Origin of the sequence: uncultured Roseobacter sp. (assembly GCF_947491795.1) — a bacterium.
GTDB lineage: Bacteria > Pseudomonadota > Alphaproteobacteria > Rhodobacterales > Rhodobacteraceae > Roseobacter.
On record NZ_CANLKW010000002.1, the window covers coordinates 38,271 to 45,000 of the forward strand.

Below are 6,730 nucleotides of genomic sequence, written 5' to 3' on the forward strand. Positions count from 1 at the left end.
TGCGGAGACCCGAATGACCCAGTACATGGACTTTGAAAAACCCCTGGCCGAAATCGAAGGCAAGGCAGAGGAACTGAGGGCCCTGGCCCGCTCGGACGAGAGCATGGATGTCTCGGACGAGGCCGGGGCACTTGATGTCAAAGCCCGCGCCATGCTCGAGGATCTCTATAAATCCCTGACACCCTGGCGCAAATGCCAGGTTGCCCGTCACCCCGAGCGTCCGCATTGCCAGGATTATATCGACGCGCTTTTCTCTGATTACACGCCGCTTGCAGGCGACCGTAACTTTGCCGACGATCACGCCGTCATGGGCGGTCTGGCGCGGTTCGACGGAAAACCGGTCATGGTCATCGGCCACGAGAAAGGCAACGATACGCGCTCGCGGATCGAACGGAATTTCGGCATGGCCCGCCCCGAAGGATACCGCAAAGCCATCCGCCTGATGGATCTCGCACACCGCTTTGGCCTGCCTGTTGTCACCCTTGTGGACACACCGGGCGCCTACCCTGGCAAAGGGGCCGAGGAACGCGGCCAGTCCGAAGCCATCGCCCGCGCCACCGAGAAATGCCTTCAGATCGGCGTGCCGCTGGTGTCTGTCATCATCGGCGAAGGCGGCTCGGGCGGCGCTGTGGCCTTTGCCACGGCAAACCGCGTCGCAATGCTGGAGCATTCCGTGTATTCAGTGATCAGCCCGGAGGGCTGTGCCTCGATCCTGTGGAAAGACGCCGAGAAAATGCGCGAAGCGGCCGAGGCTTTGCGGTTGACCGCGCAGGATCTCAAACAGCTCGCCGTCATTGACCGTATCATCACCGAACCGCTGGGCGGTGCGCACCGCGATCCACTGGTTGCCATCAAATCCGTAGGCAACGCGATCGGCGACATGCTGGACGGTCTGTCAGAAAAGGATCCTGCGGCGCTGATTGCGGATCGCCGCAGAAAATTCCTCGATCTGGGCAAACAGGGCCTCGCGGCCTGATCCCGCTGCGGCCCGCGTTCTAGCTGGCCAGCATGCGCAGACCCTGCGTGACATCAGACCGGACAGCCAGCCGCAGTCCGGGCTCATCCCCCGCACGTAACGCAGCAATGATCAGACGGTGAAACTGAGGCGGCTCGGTTTTGCGCAGTTTCCCATAAAGCGCCCGCATGGTCGGGCCCAGCTGCAGCCAGACAGTCTCTGCCATCGCCAGCATGGCCGGGGCCTGAGCACGCAGATAGAGTGTACGGTGAAATTCCAGATTGGTCCGGATATAGCTGACGGCGTCCCGGTGCGCGACGGCCTCTGCCACCGCTGTATTGATGGTCTGCAACCGCTCGATCAGCGCCATATGCGCACGCGGCAGCGCCCGGCTGGCCAGCTCCACCTCGATCAGGGCCCGCAGGGCTGCCAGCTCCTCGATCCGCTCGTTGCTCAGCTCCGGCGTCGAGATACGCCCGGAGGTCGACATGGTCAGCGCGCCCTCTGCCACCAGACGCCGCGCAGATTCGCGCGCGGGTGTCATGGATACGCCAAACTCCCGTCCGATCCCGCGCAGGGTCAGCGCCTGCCCGGGCGGCAGCTCGCCCTGCATGATACGCGCGCGCAATACGCGGTACACCCGGTCGTGGGCGGCAGGGGCGGCATCGGGTGGGCGCTGGTTCAGTATCATGCATCGTTTGTGATCACAAAATCAAAGCCCGTCAAGAAGTGCGGCCCTTGTCCGTGAAACGGTACCGGTGCAATTCCCCGCCAGAGGTGCGCAGCCAGCGGCGCGGTGCGTCATACTCGCCATAGATGCGCTCCACCCCTGCCCAGAAAGCGGCAGAGTGATTCATCTGAGCCAGATGCGCCACTTCATGGGCCGCGACATACTCCAGCACCCCCGGGGGGGCCATGATCAGACGCCAGGAATACATCAGCCGGCCCTCCGACGTGCACGACCCCCAGCGCGAGCGTGTATCCCGCAGGGTGATTGCGCTGTAGGGCCTGCCCAGCCGCTCTGCATAGAAATCCGAGGCCTCTGCCAGCCGCACGCGAGCCAGTTCGCGCAGATGCCCCGCCAGCCTGCGTCCGATGCGCTCCGGGTCTCCGGGTACACGCACCTGACCTTCTGTGAACACGACACGCCGTCCACTGCCGCTGCGGATTTCATGCGGCTCGCCCGCTATGGGAATTACACTGCCCGGGCCGATCTGCACATCCTCACCCCGCGCCTCCAGGTGCCTGCGAATCCACGACTGTTTTTCCCGGGCAAAGGACAACGCCTCGCGCTCTGACACACGCCGCGGCAGGGTCAGTGTGACCCGGCCGTCCAGCTGTGACACCCGCAGCGAAATGCGTCGCGCCCGCGCCGAACGGCGCAGGACAACGGGAATCGGCGGATCGCCCGGCAGTGTAATCTGGGACATTATCGGGCTCCTGATCTCCTGCCCTGTCCGGCAGGCCTTTACAGCCCCCGTTGCATATGGCACTTGGCCGGAATCATCTATACATGAACCACAAATGCAAAGGGGGTTTTTCATGCCCAAGGAAGAATGGGGAACCAAGCGCCTCTGCCCCACTACTGGCAAGCGGTTTTATGACCTGAACGCAAATCCGGTCATCAGTCCCTACTCTGGTGAAGTAGTCGAGATTGACAACTCCAAGTCGCGCATGATTGCCGCCGACGCCGAGGATGCCGCGACTGCGAAGGCCAAAGCGGCCAAAGCCGATGACGAAGTTGTTCTGGACGATGACGACGAGGACGTCGATGTGGATCTGGGCGATGATATCCTGGACGACGACGAGGATGATGATGACAGCGTCCCGCTCGACGAAATCGCCGACGTCGCCTCCGAGGATGACGACAGCTGATTTTGCAACAAGTCGCGCGGCGGGTCATTTTTACGCTTGATCCCGCCCCGCGATGCGCCTATTCAGCGGCGCACCGGACATATGTCCACGATGGGGCCTTAGCTCAGCTGGGAGAGCGCCTGCATGGCATGCAGGAGGTCAGCGGTTCGATCCCGCTAGGCTCCACCAAATCCCCCCACCGATCCTTTCGCTGCGCATGGCACTGCTCGTGCCGCAGAGATGGTGCGCAACCTTGTCGATCACACAGGCGAAACCCATCCTTTCCCGCGGGGCTGACAGCCGCGGAGAGCTCTGTCTGCACGTCTATTCGTCTCACCGGTTACGGGCATTCGGGGGCACCTGCGGCATCGCTGACAGATTGGTTGGTCCGGGCTCTGCACCGGCGGCTGTCAGCATTGCATGGACCTGTCCGCGGTGGTGTGTCTGGTGATTGAAAAGCTCGGCAGCACAAAGGCTTTTTGGTTTCTCAATGCGGGTTGAGCCATCGCCCGGATACCAGACGGCCACGCCCGCCAGATCTGCATCGACCAGCAGGTCTGCCCACGCCTCGATTTCGGCGTCACGTTCCATCCGCAGGGTTTTATAGTCGCTCCAGACCGACGGGCTGGTCAGCGAGTGCCTGATAGTCTCCTCCGGTCGCGCGTTCCCCTTCAAACGGTTCAGTATCAGAGCGTCGGCCCAGTAAAGGTGGTTCAGCGTCGCCGCTATCGATCGGAAAAATGCGCCCCGGTCTTTCTGGCGGGCCGCGTCGGAAAGTTCATCTGCTGCGCTGAGCAGCGAGGTATTCTGCCAGGCGTTATAACGCGCCATGAAACGGCAGTAATTGGCTGAGATCATCTTCTAAGGCTCCTTTAGCTGTTTTGGTGGGATGGTCCGGGGGCACTTGCGTGAAAACGCCTTACTGGCGCGCCAGGACAATCCTGATCTTTTCCTCGGCCGAGTAGTGCTTGCGGGTCTAGCGCTTGATGCCCCTGACCAACTTGTCAGCGGCGTCTTTCGATGTTCCGGATTTCTTGTTCATCTTCGCTCCATAATGGCTTCGATGAACCAGAAATCCTCCGTTGCTCAAACACCTAAATTTGTCCGATCGGCGCTGACGTCACACACTATGCGGTATCAGGGGCTTCCCTTACGCGTCCTGGCATCCAGATGCTCATGCAGGACGCGGCAGCGGGCAAATTTGATGAGGTGGTCTCTGAGGCACTGAATCGTGTATCACGTGATCAACAAGATATTGCAGCAGTATACTCGATGATCTCGCAAACGCACATGGGCTGCTCTAGCGCCCGCAACACAGGCATCTGCTCCAACCGGAAGGGCATCCACCGTGAGAAACTCGAAGCTGGCGTTCTCAGCGCCCTTGAAGAGCACTTAATGGACCCAGAGCTCTGCGCTGTATTTTGTGAAGAGTATACAAAACACATGAACAAGCTCCGCAGCGAACATGACGCCGCGTTGAATCAGTTCAGGGCAGAACACGAACGGACAAAGAATAAGCTGTCGCAAATGGTTGACGCCATCTGTGACGGCGCGCCTGTCGCGCCCATCAAGGACAGAATGCACGCTTTGGAAAACCGCAGGGTGGAACTTGAAGCCTTGTTGGAGGACGTTGAGGAACCGCCTCCGCTCCTACATCCAAACATGTCGCACAGATATCGTGTCCAAGTGGGGCAACTGATAGAAACACTAAATTCGCAAGAGCATCGCGCCGAAGCGATTGATGCTGTTCGATCCCTCATCGAGAAGATCGTACTGACACCTGACGACAGCGAAAACCGTCTTGTGTCTGATCTTCACGGCAGTCTGGCTGGAATACTGGCTCTGTCAGACGAAACGAAGTCCAAGTCGCAACTAACAAACGCTGTACTCGAAGCACACAAGGCCGCGTTAGGGCTTGTCCAAAACGACCAAAGCGCCCCAGAGGGCGCTTCGGAGGTTAAATTGGTTGCGGGAGTAGGATTTGAACCTACGACCTTCAGGTTATGAGCCTGACGAGCTACCGGGCTGCTCCATCCCGCGCCAATTGCGCTGCCTCAGGTCAGATCTGATATGAGGCGCATCGAAAGAGAGATACGGAACAGAGGTTTTACTAGGTTTGGCGGTGACCTACTCTCCCACGCCTTAAGACGCAGTACCATCGGCGCTACAGCACTTAACTGCCAGGTTCGGGATGGGGCTGGGTGTTTTGCTTGCGCTATGACCACCAAACCATGAAAAACCTCTGTCCAAGTCACGTACGACTGTGTTGTGTATGCTTTTGAGCCTATTAGAAAATCTCTCTTCTACTGGATCAAATCAAGCCTATCGGGCAATTAGTACCAGTCAACTGAACACATTGCTGTGCTTACATCTCTGGCCTATCGACGAGGTGGTCTACCTCGGCCCTCAGGGATACCTTGTTTTGAGGGGGGCTTCCCGCTTAGATGCCTTCAGCGGTTATCCTTTCCGATCATAGCTACCCTGCACTGCTGCTGGCGCAACAACAGGTCCACCAGTGGATCGTTCACCCCGGTCCTCTCGTACTAGGGGCAACTCCTCTCAAGTATCCTACACCCACGGAAGATAGGGACCGAACTGTCTCACGACGTTCTAAACCCAGCTCACGTACCTCTTTAAACGGCGAACAGCCGTACCCTTGGGACCTGCTCCAGCCCCAGGATGAGATGAGCCGACATCGAGGTGCCAAACACTGCCGTCGATATGGACTCTTGGGCAGTATCAGCCTGTTATCCCCGGCGTACCTTTTATCCGTTGAGCGATGGCCCTTCCACTCGGGACCACCGGATCACTATGGCCGTCTTTCGACTCTGCTCGACTTGTCAGTCTCGCAGTCAGGCTGGCTTCTGCCATTGCACTCAACGAGCGATTTCCGACCGCTCTGAGCCAACCTTCGCGCGCCTCCGTTACGCTTTAGGAGGCGACCGCCCCAGTCAAACTACCCACCACACAGGGTCCCGGATCCGGATAACGGACCGCGGTTAGACATCAAGCAGAACAAGGGTGGTATCTCAAGGGTGGCTCCACGCAAACTGGCGTTCACGCTTCAAAGCCCACCACCTATCCTGCACATGTTCGGCCTAATGCCAGTGTGAAGTTGTAGTAAAGGTGCACGGGGTCTTTCCGTCTAACCGCGGGAAACCTGCATCTTGACAGGTAATTCAATTTCGCTGAGTCTATGTTGGAGACAGCGGGGAAGTCGTTACGCCATTCGTGCAGGTCGGAACTTACCCGACAAGGAATTTCGCTACCTTAGGACCGTTATAGTTACGGCCGCCGTTTACCTGGGCTTCAATTCAGAGCTCTCACCCCTCCTTTTAACCTTCAGGCACCGGGCAGGCGTCAGACCCTATACGTCGTCTTGCGACTTCGCAGAGCCCTGTGTTTTTAATAAACAGTCGCCACCCCCTGGTTTGTGCCCCCAGCCAATACTTGCGTAGAAACTGGGCCTCCTTCTCGCGAACTTACGGAGGTATTTTGCCGAGTTCCTTCAACATAGTTCTCTCAAGCGCCTTGGTATTCTCTACCAGTCCACCTGTGTCGGTTTAGGGTACGATCTTATGATGGAGCTATTTCCAGGAACCTCTAAGCAGCCCATTCAATCCAATAAGGATGAACTACCCTCGAGATCCGTCACTTCCATCTGGCCCAGGAATATTAACCTGGTTCCCATCGACTACGCCTTTCGGCCTCGCCTTAGGGGTCGGCTTACCCTGCTCAGATTAGCTTTAAGCAGGAACCCTTGGACTTTCGGCGAGAGTGTCTCTCACACTCTTTGTCGCTACTCATGTCATCATTCTCACTAGTGATCTCTCCACCGGATCGCTCACGCGCCGGCTTCACAGAAAACTCCTTGTGTCCAATCCGGTCGAAACCGGTAAGGACACATGGAGTTATATCACA

Annotated in this window: 6 protein-coding genes, 2 tRNA genes and 2 rRNA genes (1 of these 10 running past the window's edge); 4 read left to right on the forward strand and 6 right to left on the reverse strand. The window is 58.3% G+C overall.

Annotated elements, in window-relative coordinates; all coding sequences use genetic code 11:
- The first annotated feature begins 13 nt into the window (after positions 1-13).
- On the forward strand, positions 14-976 hold the full coding sequence (locus Q1A34_RS06980; RefSeq protein ID WP_300032454.1) for an acetyl-CoA carboxylase carboxyltransferase subunit alpha: 963 nt from the start codon (positions 14-16) through the stop codon (positions 974-976).
- Between the two features lie 19 nt (positions 977-995).
- On the opposite strand, the gene Q1A34_RS06985 is transcribed toward Q1A34_RS06980, so the two are convergent.
- Both Q1A34_RS06985 and Q1A34_RS06990 read right to left on the reverse strand, forming a co-directional pair.
- Positions 996-1,646 carry a GntR family transcriptional regulator gene (locus Q1A34_RS06985; protein ID WP_300032456.1) on the reverse strand — a complete coding sequence of 217 codons (651 nt, stop codon included), beginning with the start codon at positions 1,644-1,646 and terminating at the stop codon, positions 996-998.
- Between the two features lie 31 nt (positions 1,647-1,677).
- Complete coding sequence (locus Q1A34_RS06990; protein ID WP_300032458.1) at positions 1,678-2,385, reverse strand: SprT family zinc-dependent metalloprotease; 708 nt, start codon at positions 2,383-2,385, stop codon at positions 1,678-1,680.
- Positions 2,386-2,497: 112 nt separating this feature from the next.
- Here Q1A34_RS06990 and Q1A34_RS06995 point away from each other — a divergent pair, with 112 nt between their 5' ends.
- Together Q1A34_RS06995 and Q1A34_RS07000 are read left to right on the forward strand one after the other, a co-directional pair.
- Positions 2,498-2,830, forward strand: coding sequence for a TIGR02300 family protein (locus Q1A34_RS06995; protein WP_300032460.1), 333 nt, complete (start codon positions 2,498-2,500; stop codon positions 2,828-2,830).
- Between the two features lie 92 nt (positions 2,831-2,922).
- Positions 2,923-2,998, forward strand: a tRNA-Ala gene (locus Q1A34_RS07000).
- A 144-nt stretch (positions 2,999-3,142) separates the two neighbouring features.
- Here Q1A34_RS07000 and Q1A34_RS07005 read toward each other — a convergent pair.
- On the reverse strand, positions 3,143-3,667 hold the full coding sequence (locus tag Q1A34_RS07005; protein WP_300032462.1) for a DinB family protein: 525 nt from the start codon (positions 3,665-3,667) through the stop codon (positions 3,143-3,145).
- A gap of 249 nt (positions 3,668-3,916) precedes the next feature.
- Between Q1A34_RS07005 and Q1A34_RS07010 the strand changes: the two genes are divergently transcribed.
- Positions 3,917-4,816 (forward strand): recombinase family protein, encoded by a 900-nt coding sequence (locus Q1A34_RS07010; RefSeq protein WP_300034075.1) that lies wholly within the window; start codon positions 3,917-3,919, stop codon positions 4,814-4,816.
- Here Q1A34_RS07010 and Q1A34_RS07015 read toward each other — a convergent pair.
- The 3 genes from Q1A34_RS07015 to Q1A34_RS07025 form a co-directional block, all read right to left on the reverse strand.
- Positions 4,773-4,849 (reverse strand) — tRNA-Met (locus Q1A34_RS07015). The genes Q1A34_RS07010 and Q1A34_RS07015 overlap by 44 nt on opposite strands.
- 74 nt (positions 4,850-4,923) lie before the next feature.
- Positions 4,924-5,038, reverse strand: a 5S ribosomal RNA gene (rrf, locus tag Q1A34_RS07020).
- An 83-nt stretch (positions 5,039-5,121) separates the two neighbouring features.
- A 23S ribosomal RNA gene (locus Q1A34_RS07025) occupies positions 5,122-6,730 on the reverse strand; it runs 1,764 nt beyond the window's last position.

Coding starts and splice junctions, on each gene's coding strand:
- Q1A34_RS07005 (WP_300032462.1), bottom strand. CDS start 3,667: ATGATCTCAGCCAATTACTGCCGTTTCATGGCGCGTTATAACGCCTGG.
- Q1A34_RS06980 (WP_300032454.1), top strand. CDS start 14: ATGACCCAGTACATGGACTTTGAAAAACCCCTGGCCGAAATCGAAGGC.
- Q1A34_RS06985 (WP_300032456.1), bottom strand. CDS start 1,646: ATGATACTGAACCAGCGCCCACCCGATGCCGCCCCTGCCGCCCACGAC.
- Q1A34_RS06990 (WP_300032458.1), bottom strand. CDS start 2,385: ATGTCCCAGATTACACTGCCGGGCGATCCGCCGATTCCCGTTGTCCTG.
- Q1A34_RS06995 (WP_300032460.1), top strand. CDS start 2,498: ATGCCCAAGGAAGAATGGGGAACCAAGCGCCTCTGCCCCACTACTGGC.